The following is a 25,904-nucleotide window of genomic DNA, read 5'->3' as shown; positions in this document are numbered from 1 at the left end:
CATGGATTATACTTTACAAAAGACGTTTACCTTTTTGTTATTTATTGGTATTGGTTTGCTCCTAAAGCTCAAATTTGGTTCCAAGGAGGAATTGACCGGTATCAAGAAAATAATTTTAAACCTTGCCTTGCCCGCTACTATTTTTATTGCCCTATTGGGTGTTCAAATTGACGCGGCGCTGCTTTCTTTGCCATTTTTGGCACTTGCCTTGAACATCCTATTGTTTTTGTTGTTCCCCTATCTTATGCCCCTTACCGGGATAAAGAGGGACACCCCGGAATACCGTACGGCAAGGTTGTTGGTTCCTTCCTTGGCACCAGGACTTTCCTGCTTTCCATTTGTTTTGGAATTTTTGGGTGAGGCCTATTTGGCAAAGGCGGCAATGGCAGACCTGGGCAATAAAGTCTTTGTACTGATAATCCTCTACTTGGTGGCCATGAATTGGTATTATTGCAAACGAGCGATTACAGACCAATCACGAGCTGCAAAATTGAAGTCTTTGACAATGGCAATGATCTCCGAACCCGTAAATATCTTTATAGTCATTGCCTTGATTTTGGTATTTTTTGGTTTTAAAATGGAGTCGTTGCCATTTTTCATTAGCGATACGTTGACCCGACTTAGCGTAATCATGACACCGTTGGTACTATTGTTTATAGGCTTGGCGGTGAAAATAAAAAAAGAGCAGATTTATAAGATTTTTTCGCTTCTGTTTTTAAGGGCCGGCTTTGTTGGCATCCTTTCCGGAGTATTTATTTTGATAGCCAAGGTAGAGGTTCAACAGGATATTTTGGTCCTGCTTTCATTTGGACTAAGTGCCTGTAGCTTTTGGCCCTTTTCGCACATTGCCGTAGTGGGTTCCCAAGAAATGGACATAAAAAAGAATCACAAAACTTTTAATGCCACTTTTGGCGTTAACATCCTGGCGTTATCCTTTCCTCTGTCCACGGTTTTAATCCTAGGGATTTTATCCAGTGGAAACCTTTTCTCAAATGGATATTCCGTGTTGGTTTTAGGCATGATTTTTTCCTTTGTAGGCGCTGTCCCCTATTTGGTAAAACAGCTATTCAAAACCAGAAAAAAGGTAGGTCAAAAAAAGGCCGATTGGGTTATATACAAAACCACTCGTACGGAAACGACTTAATTTTTTACGCAAAGAATACTTTAAACAACGTCCTATCGTAAGGGAAATCCTTTGGCCGCCCACCAAGGGTGCATTTCAATGACCAACCTCCCTGCCTTTACCATAGGGTCCATATTGGCCAGACTATCGGCCATTTCAAAGGTGGGTGTATTGTAAATGGTAATTCCCCTAATGTCCCCATCATCCCCAAATGGCCCGGAGATATCGGCATAACCCAGTTCGTACATTCGGCCTAAATGTGCCAAATGTAAGGACTGAAGACTATCCGTTTCTTCCTTTGTTTGGCTCCTGTTAGGTCCTGATTTTAAGAACGCTATAAAATATTGCTGCATCAACACGGTATCTTTGGTATCCTCATCTACATAATCGAAGATTTCATAGCCTTTATCCGTCAATTCCTTTTTTATTTCTGCGCTGGTTTTGGTTGGTTCTTCCAAGGCGCTATTCATTTCCGGCTGCTGTCTTGGATTTCCACAGGAACAGATGAACGTCAGTACCAATAATTTAAGAACATTCTTCATATTACCAGGTATTGAAAGGTTGTTTGCTTAATTGCGAATTGTAATATTTAATATCTCCGGTGACTTCCTCCCCCAACCAATGGGGCTTTTGGAATAGTTCACTTTCAGTGGTGAGTTCGATTTCTGCCAAAATAAGACCCTTGTTCTCCCCATCGAATACGTCGACTTCAAAATTGTGACCCTCAAAAGGCACTAAATACCTTGTCTTCTCCAAAACGCCCTTCTCACATAGTTGGAGCAACTTTTGGGCATCGATATGCGCTATTTCAGTCTCCCATTCAAAACGGGTGGTCCCGGTTTCGTTCGATTTTCCCTTAACCGTCAAAAAACCCTTCTCCTCTTTTATGCGTATCCTCACGGTCCTTTCAGGGTGTGTGTTCAAAAATCCCTGAACGATTTTGGTACTTGAAACCGCATTGTCCACAAAATGCATGGACTTGACCAAGAATTTACGTTCAATCTCAATCATGATTTGCGATTATTGTTATTTCATCCGAAGTAATTCTTCCGCTTGCTTCTTCCCCATTGGCCAATTTCAGCATACATATCGCTATTTCCTTGGGATGAATGGACCGATATTTTCTCAATGGCCCCACCATGAATACATTTAAAACCTTAAATAATTGCTTTGCCAACCACTCGCCAGGACGTCGTTCTTCCCGTGGTCCGGAAATTAAGGAAGGCTGTAAAATATAGGTCTTCGATATCCCCATTTTTAATACCGCTTCTTCCATTTCTCCCTTTACCCTGTTGTAGAAAATGGAACTATTCGCATCGGCACCCAAAGCTGAAATGACCAAAAGTTTTTCGATACCCTGTTTGCTGCACATTTGTGCGGCGGTAACAGGAATTCCAAAATCTATTTTATGGTACAGTTCCTTGTCCGGGGTTTTGGAATTTGTCGTTCCTATGCAACAAAATACCTCGTCTGCCTTAAATTTCGGTTTAAAACCTTCCAAGTTTAGGACATCCCCAATATGTTCCTCGATCTTATCCGATACAATATTTACACGATTTCTGGAGAACAGTTTTATTTTATCGTATCGGTCATCCTCCAGCAAAAGCTGTAAAAGTATACCGCCCGTAAGACCGGTAGCCCCAAGAATAATCGCTGTTTTTTTGTTTTGGTCCATCAAATTAAATATACCTTAATTTTACAGGATGTCCAATGAATTTCCTTTACGAAAAATTATCCACGTGGATATGGACGCATTTTATGCCTCCGTAGAACAGTTGGACAATCCCGATCTTAGGCAAAAGCCAGTAGCCGTAGGTGGCAATGAGCTGCGCGGCGTTGTTTCGGCGGCAAGCTATGAGGCCAGGAAATTTGGGGTACGCAGTGCCATGAGTGGTGTATTGGCCAAAAAAAAATGTCCGGACCTCATCTTCGTAAAACCTCGCTTTGACCGCTATAAGGAAATTTCCAAACAGATTCGGTCCATATTTTATGATTATACGGATTTGGTAGAGCCCTTATCGTTGGACGAAGCGTATCTGGATGTTACCGTGAACAAAAAAGGAAATCCTTCGGCCACGCTGATCGCCAAGGAAATTAGGGATAGAATCCTGCAGGAAACAGGGCTAAATGCATCCGCAGGTATTTCCATAAATAAGTTCATTGCCAAGGTGGCCAGTGATATAAACAAGCCAAACGGACAAAAAACGGTAAACCCGGAGGAGGTACAAACGTTCTTGGAAGAATTGGAAATACGGAAGTTTTATGGTGTTGGAAAGGTTACGGCCGAGAAGATGTACGGCCTTGGTATTTTTACCGGCAAGGACCTAAAAGGTAAATCGCTTGCCTTTTTGGAGGAACATTTTGGAAAGAGCGGGAGTTATTATTTCCATGTGGTACGGGGCATTCACAACAGCCCCGTGAAACCCCATAGAATTCCAAAATCCGTAGGTGCGGAACGTACCTTTAACGAAAATTTGAGCAGTGAAATATTTATGTTGGAACGCTTGGAACACATTGCCAGTGAACTGGAAAAACGACTTCAAAAATCCAAAATAGCGGGAAAAACGGTAACGTTGAAAATAAAATACAGCGATTTTACCTTAAACACCCGTAGTAAAACCTTACCTTATTTTATATCGGACAAAAAACTGATACTTGAGACGGCAAAAGAGTTGTTATACCAAGATAAACTACAAAACTCCGTACGGCTGTTGGGTATTTCATTGGCCAATTTAAATACGGAAAAGAAAGAACCTACGAAAGAAGACAAAGAATCGGTCTCGGTGCAACTCAAGTTTGAATTTTGAATAAAAAAAAGCCTGTTTTTAACAGGCTTAAAAAATACATTTTACACTGGATTAAAAATTGCAGGTTTCTATTTCCGTGACCCTTAAGGTATTTACCATCCCTTTTGCCTTAATGGGCATGGCCGCCAAACTTACCAGCATATCGCCAACTTCCAAATAGCCTTTTTTACAGGCAATTCCGTTAACATCCTCAATGGTCTGGTCCGTAGATACAAACTTATCATAATAGAACGCCTTTACGCCCCACAAAAGATTCAACTGCGTAAGGATTCTTTTATTGGAAGTGAATACCAGTATGTGTGCACTTGGTCTCCACGCCGATATCTGAAATGCCGTATAGCCACTATTGGTCAATGTGGAAATGGCCTTGGCCTTAATTTCATTGGCCATGAGAGCTGCGTGAAAACATATCGATTTTGTGATATATCTATTAGTCCTAACGTGTGGTGGCTCATGAGGGACCTTAATTAATTCCGATGATTCCACACTCCTAAGGATACTGGCCATTTTTTCGATTACCTGCACCGGATAGTTTCCAACGGAAGTTTCACCGGATAGCATTACGGCATCCGCACCATCCATGACCGAGTTGGCAACGTCGTTCACCTCTGCTCTGGTAGGGGTCAAACTGGTAATCATCGTCTCCATCATCTGGGTGGCAATAATTACGGGAATTCGTGCCTTTTTTGCCCTAAGGACCAATTTCTTTTGAATCAAAGGTACCTCTTGTGCCGGTACTTCAACACCTAAATCTCCCCTGGCAACCATTAAACCATCACAATACGCGACAATCTTATCAATATTCTCAACAGCCTCCGGCTTTTCTATTTTTGCAATTATTGGGATTTTATGAGCGGAGTGTTGCTTAATTATGTTCTGAAGGTCAATCAAATCCTGGCTGAATCTTACAAAGGATAATGCAATCCAATCCACTTCCAGAGAAATCGCAAATTCCGCATCCTTGATATCCTTTTTGGTAAGGGCCGGTAGGGAAATGTTCGTGTTTGGAAGGTTCACCCCTTTCTTGGACTTTAGAGGCCCTCCTTGAATCACTTTTGCCCTAACTTCAGATTCCCCGTTCGTTGATACGACCTCGAATATCAGCTTTCCGTCGTCCAAAAGGATACGTTCTCCGGGTTTTACGTCCCTAGGGAATTCCTTATAGTTCATGTATACCCTTTCTGCCGTACCTTCAAAGGGTTCGCCTGTTACGAAGGTAAGTTCGTCGCCAGGGCTTACAACAACTTCACCGGACATTACACCAACTCTAAGTTTAGGTCCTTGCAAATCGGCCAAAATAGCCGTATTGGTTTCCAACTCTTCATTGAGCTCACGTATAAGGTCTACCCGTTCCTTAACATCTTTATAGTCGGCATGGGAAAAATTTATCCTAAAGACATCTACTCCTGCCAGCATCATGCTTCTTAGCACATCTTTCTTACTGGTAGCAGGGCCTAGGGTTGCTACGATCTTTGTCTTCTTGTTGCTTGACATTATTAAAAAATTAAATTATTTCTAGATTTTAGTTTGTTTATATCTACCTCGTAGGCGGCCATTATCTTAGGAATGCCCAAAAGGGTTTTTGTTATTTTACTGCTATCCACTGTATCCTCATCTCCCTCTATTTTCAGGAAATAATCCACCTCTTTAAGCTCAGGGATCAAACGGGGAGTGGAATAGGTTGTTTCGTACTGAAACAGGTCATTGTTGGTTACCAACTCTTTTTTCGCGCTTTGATTGGAAACGAGCACCCAATACCTGTAATTTAACTCATCTTCCCAATCATAATACGGGAAGGACCTATTTTCCGATAAATCAAAATCCGCCTTGCCTCTTTTAAAATTCGAATTCAGTATACGGTTTAATCCGTAGGCAATGGCATAATCCTCCAAAGTGCTATGCAAAGCGACTAAAAGAAAGGATTCATCAAAAAAATCATCTTTTATTTTATACACTGCCGACATACACACTCAAAAACGGTAAATATAGAACTATTAAAGAATAAAGCCTAACGGCTAAATAAGTTTAAGATGTAGTTTTGGTTACGAAAACGTTAGCGTTTTGTTGTAATCCTAACGCTTTTATTTCATTCTATCCTGTAGTGCAAAAAATGCCCTTTTGGATGCTCTTTCCTCAGCTTTCTTTTTAGAGGTAGCCCTTGCCTTGGCCACTACATTATCATTTATGGAAAGCTTTACGGCAAAGTGTTTTAACGAATCGTTCCCAGTGTCCTCGTAAACATTAAAATTAAATGATTTTTTTTGCTTTTGGCACCACTCAATGATCAAACTTTTATAGCTTATGACCTTTCCCTCCAACTGTTCGATATCCACATACGGCTCTATGACCCTTGTATTTATGAACTTTTCACAGTATTTATAGCCCCTATCCAAGTAAATAGCGCCAATCAATGCCTCGAATACGTTTCCATGTATATTTTCCCCAAAATGCGATTTTGGAATCCTACTTTCTACATACTTGATCAGGTCCAAATCCTTTCCCAATTCGTTCAGGTGTTCCCTGCTTACTATCTTGGATCGCATTTTGGTCAGATACCCTTCATCACCTTCCGGAACTTCATTGTATAAATGTTTGGAGATAATGGTTCCCAGCATCGAATCCCCCAAAAACTCCAACCGTTCATAGTTCATTGGGTTCCCATTTTCATCCTTTTGGTTCATTGATCGGTGCAAAAAGGCCTTTTTATAATAAACCAAATGCTTGGGTTTAAATCCCAAAATCCTCTTTAGTCCTAAAAAAAAATCCCCATCCTGTTTAGAATGGGAATTGAATATATTTTTAGGAAAGGTCATAAAGGTCTTAGTCTATTTTTTTAAAGACAACACAAGCATTATGCCCCCCAAATCCAAAGGTGTTGCTCATGGCAACCCTAACATCCCTTTTTTGGGCCTTGTTGAGCGTTAGGTTTAGACTAGGATCTATATTTTCATCTATCGTTGTATGGTTGATAGTGGGCGGAACCATGCCATGCTCCATGGCCAGAATGGAGGCAATGGCCTCTATGGCACCCGCGGCTCCCAATAAATGCCCAGTCATGGACTTTGTAGAATTGATATTTATATTCTTGGCATGTTCCCCAAATACTTCCGATATGGCCTTCAACTCGGCGACATCCCCTAAGGGTGTAGAAGTACCATGGGTATTAATGGCATCCACTTCCTCGATGCCCATACCAGCATCGCGAAGGCAGTTTTCCATTACCTTAACCACACCGATACCATCTGGATGTGGAGCGGTCATGTGATAGGCATCACTGGATAGTCCCCCTCCTGCAACTTCGGCATATATTTTTGCCCCTCTTGCCTTGGCATGTTCATACTCTTCAAGTATCAATGCTCCTGCGCCTTCGCCTAAGACAAAACCGTCCCTAGTAGCATCGAATGGTCTAGAGGCCGTTTCCGGACTATCGTTTCGTGTAGAAAGCGCATGCATGGCACCAAAACCGCCCATACCTGCTATGGTTACAGCAGCCTCGCTACCTCCGGATACGATGACGTCACAATGGCCCAGACGTATATAATTCAATGCGTCAATCAAAGCATTCGCAGAGGAAGCACATGCGGAAACCGTTGTATAATTTGGGCCCATAAAACCATGTTTGATGGAGATATGTCCGGGAGCAATATCCGCGATCATTTTGGGAATAAAGAAAGGGTTAAACCTTGGTGTTCCGTCCCCTTGGGCAAAATTCATCACCTCATTTTGAAAGGTCTCCAAACCACCTATGCCGGCACCCCAAATGACCCCGGTGCGGAATTTGTCCAGTTTGTCCAGATCCAATCCGGAATCCTTTATGGCCTCATCCGAAGAAATAAGCGCATACTGTGCAAATCTGTCCAATTTACGTCCTTCCTTACGATCAAAATAATCCTCTGTATTGTAGTTTTTTAGTTCGCAGGCGAATTTTACCTTAAATTTTTCAGTGTCATAATATGTAATGGGCGCGGACCCACTTTTACCATTTACAAGACCGTTCCAATACTCCTCAATATTGTTACCGATTGGGGTAAGAGCACCCAATCCAGTAACGACAACTCGCTTTAATTGCATTGAACTTTTTTTTAGTTTAGAAATAAACTGAAGGTAAATTAAAAAAAATTATCCATGCGGAGCATTTACCACATGGATAATTTAAATTCTGTTTAAGAAATCATCAAATTACTTTGCTTCTTCTATATAGCTAATGGCTTGGCCAACTGTTGCGATGTTCTCAGCTTGATCATCAGGGATTTGAATATCGAATTCCTTTTCGAACTCCATAATCAACTCAACAGTATCCAATGAATCTGCCCCTAAATCGTTCGTAAAGCTAGCTTCTGATACCACCTCGTTTTCGTCAACTCCTAATTTATCAACAATGATAGCTTTAACTCTTGATGCAATGTCTGACATAATAATATTGGTTTTAAAAATTTAAATTGAAGGCAAAAATATAAAACTTTGGATTAATTACACTAATTGTCGTTAAAATGTAAGGTAATTTAAGAAAATAAAAATCATACTTCCTTATATAAAACCATAAATTTTTCTCCCGAAAACGATGTACCCTCTAACGTCATTTATGAACAAAACCTTGGTGCTTACTTTATTTCTGTTTTCTTTTGCTCTTAAATTCTGAGGATTCTTCGATCCTAACCTTAAAACAAGAACCATTGGACGTTAAAAAAATAGTACTATTTGCATCGGGTTCCGGATCCAATGTGGAAAACATTGTCCATTATTTTGGTAAGAATGATAACGTACAGATTGCGGCGGTATTCACAAATAAACGGAATGCCCAAGTATTGGAAAGGTGTGACCGACTGAACATAAACGCTATATACTTTAATAGACATGCCTTCCTTGGGGGTGATTTTGTGTTGAACATCCTTAAAGAGATCCAACCGGACCTAATCGTTCTTGCAGGGTTTCTTTGGAAGATACCCGTGAACATCGTTGATGCCTTTCCCAATAAAATCATAAACATCCACCCCGCCCTATTGCCCAAATACGGGGGTAAGGGCATGTATGGTATGAACGTACATAATGCGGTCAAGGAAAATAAGGAAACAGAAACCGGCATAACGATTCATTATGTAAATGCCCATTACGATGAAGGTGCGGTTATAAAACAAGTAAAAACCGTAATTTCTGAATATGATAGCCCAGAGGATATAGCGGAAAAGGTGCACCATTTGGAGTACGAACATTTTCCAAAGGTGATTGAAGAGATATTAAAAATACAAAACTGATTCAGATTTCCGCCTTCGCGGAAATGAAAAAACAGGTTTCCTATGGGTAAAAAACAAAAGTTCTACGTGGTTTGGAAGGGCAAACATCCCGGAATCTATGAGACTTGGGAAGATTGCAAGGCTGCCATCAATGGGGCAAAAGGGGCGGAATACAAATCATTTGAAACGTTTGACTTGGCAAAAAAAGCCTTCAACGGTAACTATGCCGATTTTAAGGGAAAGAAAAAAAGCGAAACAGAGCTGTCCCCGGCCGAATTTCTTAAAATAGGCCAGCCCAATTATCATTCCATTTCCGTGGATGCTGCATCCAGTGGAAATCCTGGAATCATGGAATACCAAGGTGTGGATACAAGAACCAAGAGGAAACTATTTAAACAAGGACCTTTTGAACAAGGAACCAATAATATTGGGGAGTTTTTGGCCATAGTTCATGGCCTGGCCTTTCTAAAGGAACGGAATAGTGACAGAATAATCTATACCGATTCCCGTACAGCGATGAGTTGGGTACGAAAGAAAAAATGCAACACAAATTTGTCCCAAAACCCTAAGAACAAAGCCTTGTTCGACCTGATACGAAGGGCGGAAAATTGGTTGAACACAAACTCCTACAAAACGCCCATTGTAAAATGGGAAACCAAGGCATGGGGCGAAATTCCTGCAGATTTTGGACGAAAGTAACTTTTGATAACTATTCAAAATTGTGCTTGCCTTTAAACTACAATTCACTTGGCAAATCCGTATATTTGCACTTCATTTTTAACTACGGTATGGGCAAGCTTTTAATAGTTGGTACGGTCGCATTCGATGCCATTGAAACACCTTTTGGCAAAACGGACAAAATTTTGGGAGGAGCCGCTACTTTTATTGGTCTTGCCGCTTCTCAATTCGACGTGGATGCTGCCATCGTTTCTGTAGTTGGGGAAGACTTTCCCAAGGAGTATCTGGACCTATTGGAAAAAAGGAACATAGACATTTCGGCTCTTGAGGTAGTCAAGGGAGGTAAAACGTTTTTTTGGAAAGGCAAGTACCACAACGACCTTAATTCTAGGGATACTTTGGTAACGGAACTCAATGTTTTGGCAGATTTCAATCCTATTGTCCCAGATGGTTTCAAAGACTCCGATGTGGTCATGCTGGGAAATCTACACCCAAATATCCAAATGGGTGTAATTAATCAGATGGAAAAACGACCAAAGCTCATCATTTTGGATACGATGAATTTTTGGATGGACCATACTTTGCCAGAATTGACCGAAGTAATCAAAAAAATAGATGTACTGACCATCAACGATGAGGAAGCAAGACAGCTGACCGGTGAATACTCCTTGGTCAAGGCTGCACAGAAAATCTTTGAAATGGGTCCGGATTATGTGGTCATTAAAAAAGGGGAACACGGAGCTTTGCTTTTTCATGAGGAACAAGTATTCTTTGCTCCGGCCTTGCCGCTCGAGGATGTTTTTGATCCCACGGGTGCGGGTGACACCTTTGCCGGAGGATTTTCGGGTTACTTGGCAGCATCGGAAGATGTTACCTTTGAAAATTTGAAAAAAGCCGTAATCCATGGTTCCAACTTAGCCTCCTTTTCCGTTGAAAAATTTGGTACGGAACGGATGTTGGACCTAGAAAGGGATGAAATAAATATTAGGTTACATCAATTTAAGGCACTTACACAGTTTGAAATTGAATTGCAATAACCCCACGCCCCTCTCTTGGGGTTTTTTTAATACTAAAACCAATGAGTGACGCTATTAAGCACGAGTGTGGCATCTCGGTCATAAGACTACTCAAGCCGCTTGAATATTATAAGGAAAAATATGGGTCGGCCTTTTATGGGGTAAACAAGATGTACCTCATGATGGAAAAGCAGCATAACCGTGGCCAGGATGGTGCGGGTTTTGCCAGCATAAAGTTGGACGTGGAAGCGGGTCAACGGTATATGAGTAGGGTGCGTTCCTGCCAACAACAACCTATCCAGGATATTTTTGCCCAAATCAACGAGCGTATCAACAAGGAGCTTAAGGAAAATCCGGAATACGAAAATGATGTCGCACTACAAAAAAAGAACATTCCATATATAGGGGAGCTATTATTGGGGCATGTTCGCTATGGCACTTTTGGAAAGAACAGTATAGAAAGTGTACATCCATTTTTGAGACAAAACAACTGGATGCATCGAAACCTCATCGTTGCCGGTAACTTTAACCTCACGAACGTACACGAACTTTTTAACAATTTGGTACAATTGGGCCAACATCCAAAGGAAATGGCGGACACGGTAACCGTTATGGAAAAGATAGGCCACTTTTTGGACGATGCCGTTGCCAAACTTTACAAACAAATAAAAAAGGAAGGTTTCAGCAAGCAGGAAGCGTCCCCTATCATAGCAGAAAGGCTAAAGGTTTCAAAAATATTAAAAAGGGCCGCCAAGAATTTTGACGGTGGTTTTGCCATGGCAGGTCTTCTGGGCCATGGAGATGCTTTTGTTCTAAGAGATCCCGCCGGAATTAGGCCAGCCTATTATTATAAGGACGATGAGATTGTGGTGGTTGCTTCGGAGAGACCGGCCATACAAACGGTCTTTAACGTTCCATTTGAAGAGGTTAAGGAATTGGAGCCGGGCAATGCCATTATCGTAAAAAAGAACGGCATCACAAGAATCAAACAAATCTTGGAACCAAGGGAAAGAAAGGCATGCTCCTTTGAACGCATTTACTTTTCCAGGGGAAGTGACAAGGAAATCTATCAGGAGCGAAAAATGTTGGGCAAACTGGTATTCCCCCAAATCCTCAAGGCCATAGACCACGACCTCAAGAATACCGTTTTTTCCTATATCCCAAATACGGCGGAAACTTCGTTCTTTGGAATGGTAAAAGAGGCCCAAAACTATCTAAATAAGAAAAAGGAAGAGCAAATTCTTGCCATCGGTGCAAAAATCACCAGTGAGGAGCTACATGAAATTCTTGAGGTAAGGCCCAGAATTGAGAAGGTTGCCATCAAGGATGCCAAACTTAGGACGTTCATAACCCAGGATGACAGTAGGGATGACTTGGTGGCCCATGTCTATGACATTTCCTATGGCTCCGTAAAAGAAGGGGACAACCTAGTGATTATAGACGACAGTATTGTGAGAGGTACTACTTTGAAGAAAAGTATCTTAAAGATTTTGGATAGGCTGTCTCCAAAGAAAATCATTGTTGTTTCTTCAGCCCCCCAAATTAGGTATCCTGACTGTTACGGAATCGATATGGCGAAACTTGAGGATTTTATAGCCTTTAGGGCGGCACTTGCTTTGCATGAGGAGAATAACACCATGCATATGATTAAGGAGGTCTATCAAAAATGTATTGACCAAGTGAAGTCAAAAGACAGGGATATCATAAATTATGTGAAAGAGATTTATGCCCCTTTTAGTGCCGAACAAATATCCCATAAGATTGGACAGCTATTAAGCCCGATTGATATAAAGGCCGAAGTTCAAATCATCTATCAAGGAATATCCGGTCTCCATGAAGCGTGTCCTAAAAATCTGGGAGATTGGTACTTTACTGGAAATTATCCTACACCTGGGGGAAACAGAGTCGTAAACAGGGCTTTCATCAATTTTTATGAGGGTAGAAATGAAAGAGCCTATTAAAAAAACAGAACCGTTTAACCTGAAACCTATGCGTTTCATCGACAAAATGTGCATTTCGTCGATGTAATAGTTTTTAGGGTAAGACTAAACTTAATTTTAAAATTGCCATAGCATAAGTAGGTTAAGTTCATGGTAAGATTTGGGGCAAAAAAGGTGGAGATTCTCCACCTTTTTTATTTTCTTCCGTTTACATACGTACAACTTTCCCTTACTGTAGGATAATAACACAGCTTAGGTATTTCAACTAAGGTTTACGCCGTTCAACCAATTCCTTTTATTTCTGCGTTTCTTGCTTATATCTTTGGAGAACCATAGCATAAGTAGGTTAAGTTCATGGTAAGATTTGGGGAAAAAAGGTGGAGCTTTGCTCCGCCTTTTTTATTTCATAAAATTGGAAGATCCATACCCCACAAGAAATCAGGCTCCTATAAAAAGAAAATAAATTTTTTTAACAATTCTTTTTTTATTTCCCACAATACCAGTAATTTAGTTTTGCCATAGCATAAGTAGGTTAAGTTTATGGTAAGATTTGGGACGAAAAGGGTGGAGGCTTCTCCGCCCTTTTCTATTATTGAAAGCATAAAAAAACCGCTTTGGAACTATTTCCATAGCGGTTTTTAAAGTTTTAATAAATTGAAAGGTACCTAGTTATTTATTCTTGGAATACAATTTTGAAACCTCGTCCCAATTTATGATGTTAAAAAACGCGTCAATGTACTCAGGGCGTTTGTTCTGATAGTTTAAATAATAGGCGTGTTCCCAAACATCCAAACCTAAGATTGGATATCCACCACAACCTACACCCGGCATTATTGGGTTGTCCTGATTGGGGGTCGAGCAGATTTCGAGCTTTCCACCTTTATGCACACAGAGCCAAGCCCAACCGGACCCAAACCTAGTTCCTGCGGCATCGCTGAATTTTTCCTTAAAGGTATCGAAGGAGCCAAAGGCATCGTCTATGGCCTTGGCCAAATCCCCGGATGGGGTTCCTCCACCCTTTGGGGACAGAATGGTCCAAAACAAAGCATGGTTGTAAAAACCTCCCCCATTATTTCGAACCGCCATGTTGTTCATATCCAAATTGGTCAAAATATCCTCAATAGATTTGCTGCTCAAATCGGTACCCTCAATGGCCGCATTAAGCTTGGAGGTATATCCGTTATGATGTTTTGTATGATGTATTTCCATTGTCCTAGCATCTATATGTGGTTCTAAAGCCTCATAAGCATAGGGCAAGTTCGGTAATTGAAAAGCCATAATTTTTTGTTTTTAGATTAATAATTGTAGTTCTTCAAAATTAAGGATTTTAACATTTATATTAACCCAATTATTTGTTAAGAACTGTGCCATAATCCTTATTTTGCAGGTAAAAATTAGGTGCAGGAAAGTACGTTCAAGATATATAACGCTTCGGCAGGTTCAGGCAAGACCTATGCTCTTTCAAAAGCCTACCTAAAAATAGTTCTTTCAAGTCCGTATAGTTTCAAAAGAATTCTAGCAATTACCTTCACCAACAAGGCGGTGAATGAAATGAAGTTCAGAATTCTGGATAGCCTCTATTCTTTTTCAAAAATCCATTCTTTGAAGGATTCGCCCCCGCTCTTTCTTGAACTTATGGATGCCCTACAATTGAGTGTTGAAGGTTTAGGGGATTTATGTAGACTCCGTTTAAAGGAAATTTTACATAACTACGCCTTTTTTGATATTTCAACCATAGACAAATTTACCCACAGGGTCATAAGAACCTTTGCACGAGACCTAAAACTACCGCAAAACTTTGAAGTGGTTTTGGATATGGACTTGCTATTATCTGAGGCCGTGGCAAGGGTCTTGGCAAAAGCAGGCGAAGACCAAGAGCTTACCAAAATCCTGATGGACTTTGCCATGGAAAAAATTGATGATGACAAAAGTTGGGATATAGGCTACGACCTACTAAAAATTGGCAAACTACTACAGGACGAAACGAATACATTCCATATACAAGGTTTTGGGAATAAGGGCCTATCTGATTTTTTAAGTTTACAAAAACATTTAAAATCACTCATAAGGCTAACGGAAAAGGATATCAATGATTTGGCCGAAGAAACACTTGCCTATATAGGCTCAAGTGGGGTTGAAGAATCAGATTTTCCCAGACAAACGCTTCCAAACCACTTTAGGAAGATTTTGGACGGTACCCAAAGTCCTTCCCTACTCTATAACAACAATCTTGAGGGTAATCTCGTGGAAGGCAAAATCCTAAAGGTAGGTGTTGAGAATCCATCGGAGGATTTTGCCCAAACTATCTTACGGAATTATTTGACCATCAAGGAGAAAATTTACCAGCGAGGATTTCTTTTCAATTTATACAGCAACCTGGTTCCCCTAACACTTTTGAATTCCATAGAAAACGAAATAAAGAATATACAAAGGGAAAAGGAACAGCTTTCCATTTCAGAATTCAACCGGATAATCTCCGAGGAAATAAAGAATCAACCCGCTCCGTTCATTTATGAACGGTTGGGCGAAAAGTACCGCCATTATTTTATAGACGAGTTTCAGGATACCTCAGAAATGCAATGGAACAACCTGGTTCCATTGATTGCCAACGCCTTGGAAGGAAAGGATGATCAGGGAAGGTCTGGGTCACTTTTCTTGGTAGGGGATGCTAAACAGGCGATTTACCGATGGCGTGGTGGTCACGCCGAGCAATTCTTGGATTTGGCTACCAAAAAAAACAATCCGTTCTCCATTACAGGAGAAACCCACCAACTACCAAGAAATTATAGGAGCCAGGACGAAATCATTAAATTCAACAATACATTTTTCCAGCATGTTGGTACGCTATTGGAAAATGATGTATACCGGGATTTTTTTATAGCTGGAAATAAGCAGGAATCCAACGATAATCCGGGAGGATATGTCAAAATAAGTTTCTTGCAGGAAGATGATGACACTGCCTATGCGGATAAGGTTATGGAAGCTATTGACCAATCCCTTCAAGCGGGATTCAACTATGGTGATATTTGTGTTTTGGTCCGAAAAAAGAAGCACGGGGTATTACTAACCGACTTCCTAATGTCCAAATCCGTTCCCGTAATTTCTTCGGATTCCCTTTTGGTGTCCAGCAGTCCAAAAGTTCAGTTCCTGGTTTCATTGGTCAAGTTCATGTTGATGACCGATGACCTTGAAAACAATTATTCGATTCTTGAATATTTATCCGATTCAAAAGAAGACACCCATGATTTCATCCATCTGCATTTGAACGACCTTTCGTTATATCTAACTACAGAACATAATTTTGATGTCGATATCCTTAGGGGCAGGTCGCTTATGGATTCCATGGAGCATGCCATAAAGGTTTTTGACCTGGTGCCAACTTCTGACGCACACCTGCTGGCATTTATGGATTTTGTCTTTGAGATGGAACAGAAACATGGCACGGATGCCCAAGCTTTCTTGAACAATTGGGAGGTCAAATCCAATTCGCTGAGCATCAGCACGCCAGAGGATTCCATGGCCGTGCAGGTTATGACCATCCACAAATCCAAGGGACTGGAGTTTCCTGTGGTCATTTTTCCGTATGCGAACACCAATATATTTGAGGAAATAGACCCAAAACTTTGGATTCCCGTAGATCGGGATGTTTTTATGGGTTTTGAAGAGCTGCTCATCAGCAAAAAACAGGAAATTAAAAATTATGGGAAACTAGGTGCCAAGCTTTTTGATGAAGAACATCAAAGAATACAATTGGATGCTTTTAACCTATTGTATGTGGTCCTTACAAGAGCGGTTAATTCCTTGTATGTCATAAGCTGTAAGGATTTGAGAAAGGATGGCAGTTATAAAACCGAGTATTTTTCAGGACTGTTCCTAAAGTATCTATCCGATTTGGGTATTTGGAAGGAGGACTTATTGGAATATGAATTCGGGGAGCTCTGGAAGACTAAAAAATTAAAAATTGGGCAAGGAAATAAATGGACGGTTCCCTACCTTTACACGTACAAAGATCGCGAAGCCTTTAAAATACATACCAAAGCAGGCATGCTTTGGGACACCGATAGGGAGATTGCATTGGAACAAGGAAACGTATACCATCACATTCTTGAAAATGTAATAACTACGGAAGATTTGGAACCTGCCTTGAAAAGTGCCTTGAACAAAGGAGTTCTTAGTGATTCCACATTTGAAAAGGTACGTGAAACCCTGATAAAATTGATACATCATCCCGTACTAGGCAAGTTTTACTCGGAAGGCTTTACCATTTATAATGAAAAGGAGCTACTCATTTCCAACGGTACCATTTTAATTCCGGATCGGGTTGTACTGAAAGGGAACTCGGTAGATATTATTGATTATAAAACAGGAAGAAAAAACAATAAATACAAGGAGCAATTGGAATCCTATTCCAAGGCTTACCAAGAGATGGGATATACCGTTCAAAATAAAATCATTGCTTATATTAACGAGGAGATAATTGTAGACTATATATAACATGTACGGAAAAATAAGAGAACATTTACAGGCAGAATTAAACCAGATAAGGGAAGATGGCCTTTTCAAAAAGGAACGGATCATCGTTTCCCCACAGGACGCGGTTATCAAAATTTCGACCGGGGAAGAGGTAATAAATTTTTGCGCCAATAATTATTTGGGGCTGTCCTCGCATCCAGACGTCATAAAGGCGGCCAAGGATACGTTGGACACACATGGTTTTGGAATGTCATCCGTGAGATTCATTTGCGGAACCCAGGACATTCATAAGGAATTGGAGCGTAAAATCGCTGAATTCTATGGTACAGAAGATACAATTTTATATGCCGCGGCTTTCGACGCCAATGGCGGGGTATTTGAACCGCTCCTAGGACCCGAAGATGCCATAATATCGGATTCCCTTAACCATGCCTCCATTATTGATGGGGTGCGATTGTGCAAAGCACAGCGGTACAAGTATGCCAATAGCGATATGGAAGATCTTGAAGAACAGCTCAAAAAGGCCAATGAAAATGGCGCCCGATTTAAAATCATTGTTACCGATGGTGTTTTTTCCATGGACGGCCTAGTAGCACCATTGGATAAAATTTGCGATCTGGCCGATGCCTATGATGCCATGGTCATGATAGACGAATGCCACGCCGCAGGTTTCATCGGTCCCAAGGGTATTGGAACCTTGGAAGAAAAAAATGTAATGGATAGAATCGATATTATCACCGGAACCTTGGGCAAGGCTTTGGGTGGAGCCATGGGCGGATACACCACCGGGAAAAAAGAGATCATAGAGATTTTAAGACAGCGTTCAAGGCCTTATCTTTTTTCAAATTCCTTGGCACCGGCCATTGTAGGCGCTTCCATTAAAGTCTTCGACATGTTGGCCAAGGATACCTCCTTGAGGGATAAACTCCAATCCAATACCGATTATTTCAAGAGCGGAATGAAAAAAGCGGGCTTTGACATTATTGACGGGGATTCCGCCATTGTTCCTGTCATGTTATATGATGCCAAGCTTTCACAGCAAATGGCCGAAAAACTTCTGGAAGAAGGTATTTACGTTATTGGCTTCTTTTATCCAGTGGTCCCTAGAGGAAAGGCACGAATAAGGGTGCAATTATCCGCAGCTCATGAAAAGGAACATCTGGATAAGGCAATCAATGCCTTTATCAAGGTAGGCAAGGCGCTGAATGTCGTTTAAATGCGCATTTTATACTATTAAATGAGTTAAAAAAACAAGAAATTGATTTTGTTAATAATATTTAACAACTTACATTTGCAGCTAATAAACACTTAAACTTAAAAATTTGAACATGAAACATCTTAGCAAATTATTAGTTGTTGTCCTACTTGTTGTAGGTTTTAACAACATACAAGCGCAAGACGAGAATAATCCTTGGCAAGTGCAATTCGGGGCAAACGCCATCGATGTATATCCAACTGGTGACGTTAGCTCTTTTGGTAATGAATTCTTTAATGTAAACGACCATTGGAACATTCTTCCTTCTATTTCTTACATAGGGGTGTCTAAAAGTATTGGTGATGGTTTTTCTATTGGAGCTAGAGGTTCCTTAAACAAAATCAGCAAATTAGGTGATGTAAGCGTTGATGATCTTTCTCACTATGCTATAGATGGTACAATAAAATATAATTTTACCAAAGAAACGGTTATCCAACCTTTTATTGAAGTTGGTGGTGGTTACACTTGGGTTGATGAGATTGGTGCCGGTACTGTGAATGGTGGTTTGGGACTTAATTTCTGGTTTACTGAAAACCTAGGCCTTACCTTGCAGTCTACTTACAAGCATGCCTTCGAGGATTATGGCGTTAAACATTTTCAACACTTAGCTGGTATCTCCGTTAAATTTGGTGGAACTGATACCGATGGCGATGGTGTGTACGACAAAGATGATGCCTGTCCAGAAGTTGCTGGTTTAGAAGCATTCAACGGTTGTCCGGATTCTGACGGTGACGGAATCGAGGATAGCAAAGATAGCTGCCCTAACGAAGCTGGTTCTAAAGAAATGAATGGATGTCCTGATGCTGACGGAGATGGTGTAGCCGATAAAGATGATGCTTGTCCTAACGAAGCAGGTTTAGCGTCTTTGGCTGGTTGTCCTGATGCTGACGGAGATGGTGTAGCCGATAAAGATGACGAGTGTCCTAACGAAGCTGGTCCATCTGAGAACAATGGATGTCCATGGCCAGATACAGACGGTGATAGTGTTCTTGACAAAGACGATCAGTGTCCAGAAGTGGCAGGTACTGTAGCAAACGCTGGATGTCCAGAAGTTACTGAAGAAGTACAAAAACAATTGAACGACTACGCTAGAACTATTTTGTTTGATACTGGTAAGTCTTCCATCAAAGCTGAGTCTACTTCTGTAATGGTTGATATAATTCAAATTTTGAACGAATACCCAACTGCTAAATTTACAGTTGAAGGTCACACTGACAGTGTTGGTAGTGCTAAATTGAACCAAAGTCTTTCTGAATCCAGAGCTCTTTCCGTAAAAGAATTCTTGGTTGACAAAGGAATTGAAGAGTTCAGATTATCGGCTGTTGGATATGGTGAGGACAAGCCAATCGCTACTAATAATACTGCTGCTGGTAGAGCTCAAAACAGAAGGGTTGAAATTAACTTAGTAAAATAAGTTATCCCATATAAACATTAAGTGTTTTAATACATGAAAAGCTCCGCATAATGCGGAGCTTTTTTATTTTTACATCTATGGTAAGCTTTTTGGAAGAAGTAATTGAAGAACTATGCAATGATCAGGTTGCAATAGAAAAATGCATCTATATACTTCCAAGCAAAAGAGCGGGTACCTTTCTAAAAAAAATAATATCTAGGAAGGTAGGCAAAACCATAATTTCGCCGGACATATTCAGTATAGAAGGATTCATTGAAAAAATAGCTAGTCTGTCCTATGCTTCTCAGACAGAACAACTTTTCGAATTATATAAGGCCTACTTAGAAGTTGGATCGTATGAAAAGGAAAGCTTCGAGTCCTATTTAAATTGGGCACAAACGTTATTACAAGATATTAATGAAATCGATAGGTATCTTATTGATACTTCGTCTCTCTTTTCTGGATTGGCGGCAATACAAGAGGTGAATCACTGGTCCCTTGATAAAGAGCAGACTTCCTTAATGAAAAGTTACCTGCATTTTTGGAATCAGCTTCATGGCATTTACAAAGCATTTAATTCGAACTTACTGGCCAAACAAATAGGGCATCAAGGGCTTGTATACCGAAAAGCTTCGGAGATGACTTCCCAATATGCCCAAAATGAAAAAAGACCACACATTTTTCTTGGCTTTAATGCCTTAAACACGGCCGAAAGTAGCATCATTCAGGAAATTCTAAATGACCCTAATTCCAAAATCTTCTGGGACCTTGACGAGTACTTTCTTAAGGACAAATTGCATGACGCCGGACATTTCATAAGAAAACATGTAACGGACTGGAAATATTTAAGTGCAAACCACCTCAGGGGCATTAGCAATCACTATCTGAAAAATAAAAAAATATCTGTAGTGGGAACGCCTAAGAACATAGCACAGACAAAACTTGTAGGGCAATTAGTAAATCAAATAGCAAGTGAAAATCCAGATCAATTAAAGAAGTCTGCAGTTGTTCTGGGTGATGAATCCCTCTTAAATCCACTACTGAATAGTATACCGGAATCCATCAGTGCCGTGAATATTACAATGGGACAAAAATTGGAGTTATCTGGGTTAGCCTCCTTTTTCCTGAACCTTATAGATTTTCACCTCTTAAGATCAAAAAAAGGTTGGTTCTACAAGGATTTCACTTCATTCCTAAACAACCCCTTTACCGCAATAGTTTTAGAAAAGTACAATATTAAAATAGGGGAATTGACCACTCATATCCATAAAAAAAATTGGATATACATTACTGAAAATGATTTCGCGAAATTCCCGAAAGTAGATGAACAAAAACTCTCAAAACTATTTTTCCAGTATGAATCCCCCACTCAATTTGTTCATCAATGCAACTTACTCATTCACGATTTCAAGTGGGTTTTTGGCAACAAGATCGACTATTTGGGATTGGAACAATTGTACAAATTACATACGCTGTTCAATCAAATAGTGGAACTGATACAGGAGTATGCCTACCTGAATTCATTAAAAAGTATAAAAAGTCTATTCAGGCAATTACTTGCCTCAGAAACCTTGGATTTTCAGGGTGACCCTTTAGATGGCCTTCAAATTATGGGGATGCTGGAGAGTAGAAATTTGGATTTTGAAACGGTAATCCTGACCTCCGTAAATGAAGGCATTCTTCCTTCGGGCAAATCCAATAATTCATTCATTCCCTTTGATCTGAAAATTGAATTCGGTCTGCCAACCTATAAGGAAAAGGATGCGGTATACACCTATCACTTTTATCGGTTATTGCAACGGGCTAAAAACGTTTATTTGTTATACAACACGGAACCCGATGTACTGGAAGGAGGTGAAAAAAGTAGGTTGATAACGCAAATACTAACGGATGGAAATAGACGGGATGTAATAGAAAAAATAGCATCTCCCAATATTGGGGAATTTACCGTACCACCAAAAATGGTCCATAAGACACCTAGCCTTATGGATTTATTGCAAAGTTATGCCCAAAAGGGATTTTCTCCCAGTTCATTAAGTAATTATATTAGAAATCCAATAGATTTTTATAAACAGAATCTATTAGGCATTCAGGATAATGAAGAGGTAGAAGAGAATATAGCTTCGAACACCATGGGTACCATCATCCACGACACGCTTGAAGAACTCTATACACCTTTCCTAGACAAAGAAATAGACCGCGAACAACTTATCAAGTCAAAGGATTCCATAGAATCCATCGTGCATAAAAACTTTCAGAAATCCTATATGGATGGCGCCTATGACAGTGGAAAAAATCTAATTGCCTATAATGTAGTGGTCCGGTATATAGAGAATTTCTTGGACCATGAAATTGAAGCGCTTGCATCGCACAGGATTAAAATTATAGGGTTGGAACGAAAACTATATCTGGAAATTATCCTTCCCAACTCCAACCAGAAAGTAGTACTCAAGGGAAAACTTGACAGAATAGATTTATGCGACGGCGTGACCCGTATTATAGACTACAAAACAGGAAAGGTAGAAAAGCGCCATATTGAGATAATCGATTGGCAAAATCTCATCGAATCCTATGACTGCGCCAAGGCATTTCAACTACTCTGTTATTCGTATATGTTTCTGGCCGAAAACCCCCTGGAGAATATACATGCGGGCATATACAGCATCAAAAATCTAAAGGACGGCCTGATGCTCTTTTACAAAAAATCATCTACCCGAGATTCAAAAAAGAATCCTAATATAGGCAAAGAGGTCATCCTTGAATTTGAAAAATTGTTGTTTCAATTGATAGAAGAAATCCTGAACCCTGATATCCCCTTTTTGGAAAAAGTAGTGTAATTTACTTTTTATCGGGCCGTGTAGGTCTTACCTCTATTTTGCTAGGCAATGTTCTTGGATGCATTTTCAAAAGGTCCAGAACCAATTGGCCTATATCCTCCGGTTGAATTTTCCAGGCATCGGAATCATCGGGAACATTATTATTAAAATGAGTTGCCACGGAGCCCGGCATAATAGTAGTTACTTTTATATCGTACTTTCGTAAATCCAGCATGGCAGCCTGGGTAAACCCGACTACACCAAATTTGGAAGCATTGTACCCAGCACCATTGGCAAAAAAATTGGTTCCCGCCAAACTGGCCAAGGTCATGTAGTATCCCTTTGACCTTTTCAATGCGTCAACGGAAGCTTTTAATGTATGAAAGACCCCATTCAAATTAGTGTCGATCATTTGGTGCCATTGTTCATCTGTCATTTCATCGATTGCGGCAAAATTTCCCACACCGGCATTTGCAAGTACAATATCTAGCTGTCCCCATTTTTCAAGGATGCCGTTAACGGCTTTTTGCTCATCGGCTATTTTGCATACATCAGAAACAATACCCAAAACCTTATCGCTCTTTAAGCTCTTTAGGCCCTGGTCCACACTGGCCTCCGATCTGCCACTAATGGCTACCCGCATACCGACATCCAACAACGTTTGGGCAACCCCCAAACCTATTCCCTTTGTACCTCCCGTAATATACGCTACTTTGTCCTTCAAATTCATAATAAAAAATTTTTACAAAGCTATCAATCAATTTGGGTTAAAGTAGCGGATATAGGTAAACATTTAACGATTTCGATTTATTATATTTAACGGTTTCAAAAAATTAATAGATGAACAAAATTGTACGTTGGTCAATTACCGCTGCGTTAGCGGGCTTTTTATTCGGGTTTGATACCGTAGTTATTTCAGGGGCCGATAAAAAATTACAGGCACTTTGGGATAGTTCCGATTCATTTCATGGATGGGTAGTAATTTCCAGTGCTCTTTGGGGTACTGTATTGGGTGCCATCTTCGCAGGTATTCCTACGGATAAATGGGGTAGAAAAAATACCCTTATTGCCATTGGATTATTATACAGTATTTCTGCCATTGGATCGGCCTTGGCCAATGACCCGATAACCTTTGCCTTCTTTAGGTTCATTGGTGGCGTGGGTGTGGGTATATCCACGATTGCCGCTCCCGCCTATATTTCAGAAATCTCTCCTGCGGATAAAAGGGGAAAACTTGTAGGCTTTTATCAGTTCAGTCTAGTATTTGGAATTCTGATCGCGTTTTTGTCGAACTTCCTTTTAAGTGGAATTGGAGATAATGATTGGCGATGGATGGTGGGCGTAGAGGCATTTCCAGCCATCATATATACATTATTTATCTTATCTGTGCCCAAAAGCCCACGGTGGTTATTGATCAACGGAAAACCCGAAGAGGCGGGCAAAATACTTCAGTTAATCAATCCAAATAGAAACGTGGACGAAATGATCCAAGAGATTCAAAAAAATAATGCAATGCCAGAAAGTCATGAACACATATTCATGAAAAAATATCGGTTTCCCTTGATCCTCGCTTTCCTTATCGCTTTTTTCAATCAGACTTCGGGAATCAACGCCTTCCTCTATTATGCACCTAGGATTTTTGAAGAGGCTGGACTTGGGGAAAGCACGGCACTTTTGAGCAGTGTGGGCATCGGGGTAACAAATATGGTTTTCACCTTAATAGGCATCAACTTGATCGACCGTTTGGGAAGAAGGCAATTAATGTATATAGGTTCTATTGGTTATATAATATCCCTCTCATTGGTAGCCTGTGCTTTCTTCTTCGGATGGGAAGGAATGGCGGTTCCTATCTTCCTGTTCATTTTTATTGCAGCGCATGCCATTGGCCAAGGAACCATTATTTGGGTATTTATATCGGAGATATTCCCCAACCACCTACGGGGGAGTGGTCAATCCTTTGGTTGTTCCGTACATTGGGTCTTGGCAGCAGCTATCCCCGCAGCGGTTCCATTTCTTTTCTCTAGTATAGGTGCCGGAATGGTATTTGCCTTCTTTGCCTTTATGATGGTTCTACAGCTTTTATTCGTAAAATTCATGATGCCCGAAACAAAAGGGATAACCTTGGAAGAATTGAGCAATATTCTTATTGGTAATAAATAAAAAGCGCAAAAAAAATACCAAGAAGGAAAAATCAGGGAAGTTTGAAACTTTATAAAAAGGAAAAATACAACGATCTTGGTCTGGACACCAAAGCTCCTTCAAGTGGTTACAGAGCCCTAAATAAGGATGGTTCGTTTAACGTTCATAAAGAAAATGTTTCCTTTTTTGAGGGAATGAATATTTTCCATTCGCTGGTTTCCATGTCATGGCTTCAATTTTTATTGGTTCTTGCCTTGGCGTATTTTACGATTAACTTAATTTTTGCCTCCCTATATTTATTAATAGGAACGGAGCACTTGACCGGAATTTATGGCACGACCAAATTGGACCAATTCATTGAAGCTTTCTTTTTTAGTGCCCAGACCATTACCACCTTGGGATATGGCCAAATAGCACCTTTAAACCTGGCCGCTAACATTGTCGCCGCCTCGGAATCGCTTTTGGGCCTGCTGCTGTTCGCCTTGGCCACCGGACTCATGTATGGAAGGTTTTCAAAACCCGTAGCCAGCATTAAATACAGTTCCATTGCCGTAATTGCTCCATATAAAGCGATAAATGGCTTTATGTTCCGGGTGGTGAATCCCAAAAAGAACCAATTATTGGAGGTAGAAGTGAACGTAAACCTTTCCTTAAAAAGATCGGATTCAGATTTACGCGATTTCTACTCCTTGGAACTAGAGCGTTCCAAGGTAGTCTTCTTTCCCACCATGTGGACCATTGTGCACCCTGTTTCCAGTGAAAGCCCGATTTATGGACTCAATCAACAAAACCTTATGGAAAAAGATGCCGAGTTCATTGTTGTCATAAAAGCTTTTGACGAGTCATTTTCACAATCCGTCTATTCTCGATCATCCTACAAGGCCAATGAAATAAAATGGGGAGCCAAGTTCACATATCTTGCCAAGAGGGATGATACAGGCCTATCCATTGATGTGGGAAGAATTGATGACACCTTTGAAATAGACCTGAACCAATAATCAGACTCCTAAAAACAAAAAAGCCACACTTTCGT

At 40.5% G+C, this 25,904-nt stretch carries 22 protein-coding genes; 12 read left to right on the top strand and 10 right to left on the bottom strand.

All coding sequences use genetic code 11. From position 1 onward, the window contains the following. The first annotated feature begins 1 nt into the window (after position 1). Complete coding sequence (locus tag FEK29_RS02385) at positions 2-1,144, top strand: AEC family transporter (protein ID WP_138256791.1); 1,143 nt, start codon at positions 2-4, stop codon at positions 1,142-1,144. A 32-nt stretch (positions 1,145-1,176) separates the two neighbouring features. Here the strand turns inward: FEK29_RS02385 and FEK29_RS02380 are convergent, their stop codons facing one another. The 3 genes from FEK29_RS02380 to FEK29_RS02370 are packed head-to-tail and all read right to left on the bottom strand — an operon-like array spanning position 1,177 to position 2,798. Next, entirely contained in the window at positions 1,177-1,665 is a 489-nt protein-coding gene (locus tag FEK29_RS02380) for a YciI family protein (RefSeq protein ID WP_138256790.1), read from the bottom strand. 1 nt (position 1,666) lies between these two features. Next, entirely contained in the window at positions 1,667-2,134 is a 468-nt protein-coding gene (locus FEK29_RS02375) for a CYTH domain-containing protein (RefSeq protein ID WP_138256789.1), read from the bottom strand. Continuing rightward, positions 2,127-2,798: an NAD(P)H-binding protein gene (locus tag FEK29_RS02370; RefSeq protein WP_138256788.1), complete on the bottom strand. Its 672-nt coding sequence runs from the start codon at positions 2,796-2,798 to the stop codon at positions 2,127-2,129. The genes FEK29_RS02375 and FEK29_RS02370 overlap by 8 nt, the downstream gene beginning before the upstream one ends. 28 nt (positions 2,799-2,826) lie before the next feature. Here FEK29_RS02370 and dinB point away from each other — a divergent pair, with 28 nt between their 5' ends. Next, complete coding sequence (gene dinB / locus FEK29_RS02365; protein WP_138256787.1) at positions 2,827-3,930, top strand: DNA polymerase IV; 1,104 nt, start codon at positions 2,827-2,829, stop codon at positions 3,928-3,930. A gap of 51 nt (positions 3,931-3,981) precedes the next feature. On the opposite strand, the gene pyk is transcribed toward dinB, so the two are convergent. The 5 genes from pyk to FEK29_RS02340 form a co-directional block, all read right to left on the bottom strand. Further along, positions 3,982-5,424 carry a pyruvate kinase gene (pyk, locus tag FEK29_RS02360; RefSeq protein WP_138256786.1) on the bottom strand — a complete coding sequence of 481 codons (1,443 nt, stop codon included), beginning with the start codon at positions 5,422-5,424 and terminating at the stop codon, positions 3,982-3,984. A gap of 2 nt (positions 5,425-5,426) precedes the next feature. After that, positions 5,427-5,894, bottom strand: a complete 468-nt coding sequence (locus tag FEK29_RS02355; protein ID WP_138256785.1) for an IPExxxVDY family protein — start codon at positions 5,892-5,894, stop codon at positions 5,427-5,429. A 117-nt stretch (positions 5,895-6,011) separates the two neighbouring features. Continuing rightward, positions 6,012-6,743, bottom strand: coding sequence for a ribonuclease III (gene rnc / locus FEK29_RS02350; protein ID WP_138256784.1), 732 nt, complete (start codon positions 6,741-6,743; stop codon positions 6,012-6,014). A 7-nt stretch (positions 6,744-6,750) separates the two neighbouring features. Continuing rightward, positions 6,751-8,001 (bottom strand): beta-ketoacyl-ACP synthase II, encoded by a 1,251-nt coding sequence (gene fabF / locus FEK29_RS02345; protein WP_138256783.1) that lies wholly within the window; start codon positions 7,999-8,001, stop codon positions 6,751-6,753. A 108-nt stretch (positions 8,002-8,109) separates the two neighbouring features. Next, on the bottom strand, positions 8,110-8,343 hold the full coding sequence (locus FEK29_RS02340; RefSeq protein WP_047247024.1) for an acyl carrier protein: 234 nt from the start codon (positions 8,341-8,343) through the stop codon (positions 8,110-8,112). A 260-nt stretch (positions 8,344-8,603) separates the two neighbouring features. Here FEK29_RS02340 and purN point away from each other — a divergent pair, with 260 nt between their 5' ends. The 4 genes from purN (at position 8,604) to FEK29_RS02320 (ending at position 12,816) form a co-directional block, all read left to right on the top strand. Beyond that, complete coding sequence (gene purN, locus FEK29_RS02335) at positions 8,604-9,182, top strand: phosphoribosylglycinamide formyltransferase (protein WP_138256782.1); 579 nt, start codon at positions 8,604-8,606, stop codon at positions 9,180-9,182. Positions 9,183-9,224: 42 nt separating this feature from the next. Next, a complete protein-coding gene (locus FEK29_RS02330) occupies positions 9,225-9,860 on the top strand; it encodes a ribonuclease H1 domain-containing protein (protein ID WP_138256781.1) in 636 nt (211 codons plus the stop codon). Positions 9,861-9,949: 89 nt separating this feature from the next. After that, positions 9,950-10,876, top strand: a complete 927-nt coding sequence (locus FEK29_RS02325) for a PfkB family carbohydrate kinase (RefSeq protein ID WP_138256780.1) — start codon at positions 9,950-9,952, stop codon at positions 10,874-10,876. A 41-nt stretch (positions 10,877-10,917) separates the two neighbouring features. After that, positions 10,918-12,816, top strand: a complete 1,899-nt coding sequence (locus FEK29_RS02320) for an amidophosphoribosyltransferase (protein WP_138256779.1) — start codon at positions 10,918-10,920, stop codon at positions 12,814-12,816. Between the two features lie 648 nt (positions 12,817-13,464). Here FEK29_RS02320 and FEK29_RS02315 read toward each other — a convergent pair. Further along, a complete protein-coding gene (locus FEK29_RS02315) occupies positions 13,465-14,073 on the bottom strand; it encodes a superoxide dismutase (RefSeq protein ID WP_138256778.1) in 609 nt (202 codons plus the stop codon). A gap of 120 nt (positions 14,074-14,193) precedes the next feature. Here FEK29_RS02315 and FEK29_RS02310 point away from each other — a divergent pair, with 120 nt between their 5' ends. The 4 genes from FEK29_RS02310 (at position 14,194) to FEK29_RS02295 (ending at position 22,753) form a co-directional block, all read left to right on the top strand. Beyond that, on the top strand, positions 14,194-17,289 hold the full coding sequence (locus tag FEK29_RS02310; protein WP_138256777.1) for a UvrD-helicase domain-containing protein: 3,096 nt from the start codon (positions 14,194-14,196) through the stop codon (positions 17,287-17,289). Position 17,290: 1 nt separating this feature from the next. Then, complete coding sequence (gene kbl / locus FEK29_RS02305; RefSeq protein ID WP_138256776.1) at positions 17,291-18,484, top strand: glycine C-acetyltransferase; 1,194 nt, start codon at positions 17,291-17,293, stop codon at positions 18,482-18,484. Between the two features lie 112 nt (positions 18,485-18,596). Next, positions 18,597-19,937 carry an OmpA family protein gene (locus FEK29_RS02300; protein WP_138256775.1) on the top strand — a complete coding sequence of 447 codons (1,341 nt, stop codon included), beginning with the start codon at positions 18,597-18,599 and terminating at the stop codon, positions 19,935-19,937. A 50-nt stretch (positions 19,938-19,987) separates the two neighbouring features. Next, positions 19,988-22,753, top strand: a complete 2,766-nt coding sequence (locus FEK29_RS02295) for a PD-(D/E)XK nuclease family protein (RefSeq protein WP_240042640.1) — start codon at positions 19,988-19,990, stop codon at positions 22,751-22,753. Position 22,754: 1 nt separating this feature from the next. On the opposite strand, the gene FEK29_RS02290 is transcribed toward FEK29_RS02295, so the two are convergent. Then, on the bottom strand, positions 22,755-23,462 hold the full coding sequence (locus tag FEK29_RS02290) for an SDR family oxidoreductase (protein ID WP_138256774.1): 708 nt from the start codon (positions 23,460-23,462) through the stop codon (positions 22,755-22,757). 110 nt (positions 23,463-23,572) lie between these two features. On the opposite strand from FEK29_RS02290, the gene FEK29_RS02285 reads away from it, so the two are divergent. Beyond that, a complete protein-coding gene (locus FEK29_RS02285) occupies positions 23,573-24,892 on the top strand; it encodes a sugar porter family MFS transporter (RefSeq protein WP_138256773.1) in 1,320 nt (439 codons plus the stop codon). A gap of 41 nt (positions 24,893-24,933) precedes the next feature. Then, complete coding sequence (locus FEK29_RS02280; protein ID WP_138256772.1) at positions 24,934-25,869, top strand: ion channel; 936 nt, start codon at positions 24,934-24,936, stop codon at positions 25,867-25,869. Positions 25,870-25,904: the final 35 nt, after the last annotated feature.

It is taken from the genome of Maribacter aurantiacus (assembly GCF_005780245.1).
In the GTDB taxonomy this organism is placed as follows: Bacteria; Bacteroidota; Bacteroidia; order Flavobacteriales; family Flavobacteriaceae; genus Maribacter; species Maribacter flavus.
This window is presented reverse-complemented; position numbering and strand designations above follow the sequence as displayed.